Source organism: Peptoclostridium sp. AF21-18 (assembly GCF_003478825.1).
Taxonomy (GTDB): Bacteria; Bacillota; Clostridia; order Peptostreptococcales; family Peptostreptococcaceae; genus Peptacetobacter.
The window spans coordinates 1-339 of the sequence record NZ_QUGE01000055.1 but is presented as its reverse complement, the minus strand read 5'-3'; the positions used below and the strand labels follow the sequence as shown (position 1 = coordinate 339).

The 339-nt window shown below is 52.5% G+C and carries 3 tRNA genes; all 3 read right to left on the bottom strand.

The features are described from left to right. The 3 genes from DWX74_RS10915 to DWX74_RS10905 all read right to left on the bottom strand — a co-directional run bounded on the left by DWX74_RS10915 (position 1) and on the right by DWX74_RS10905 (position 274). Positions 1–77, bottom strand: a tRNA-Pro gene (locus tag DWX74_RS10915). An 8-nt stretch (positions 78–85) separates the two neighbouring features. Then, positions 86–179, bottom strand: a tRNA-Ser gene (locus DWX74_RS10910). A 6-nt stretch (positions 180–185) separates the two neighbouring features. Beyond that, a tRNA-Ser gene (locus DWX74_RS10905) sits at positions 186–274 on the bottom strand. Positions 275–339 lie beyond the last annotated feature (65 nt).

Below are 339 nucleotides of genomic sequence, written 5' to 3'. Positions count from 1 at the left end.
TGGTCGAGGTGAAGGGACTCGAACCCCCGGCCCCATGGTCCCAAACCACGTGCGCTACCAAACTGCGCTACACCTCGATTTATCTTGGCGGAGAAGGAGGGATTCGAACCCTCGCACCGGTGTTACCCAGCCTAAACCCTTAGCAGGGGCTCCTCTTATAGCCTCTTGAGTACTTCTCCTAAATATGGCGGAGAGGGTGGGATTCGAACCCACGGTGCCGTTAAGCATCACTGGTTTTCAAGACCAGCTCCTTAAACCACTCGGACACCTCTCCATATATAAAAAATGATCTATCCGCGATTCGAACGCGGGACACCTTGATTAAAAGTCAAGTGCTCT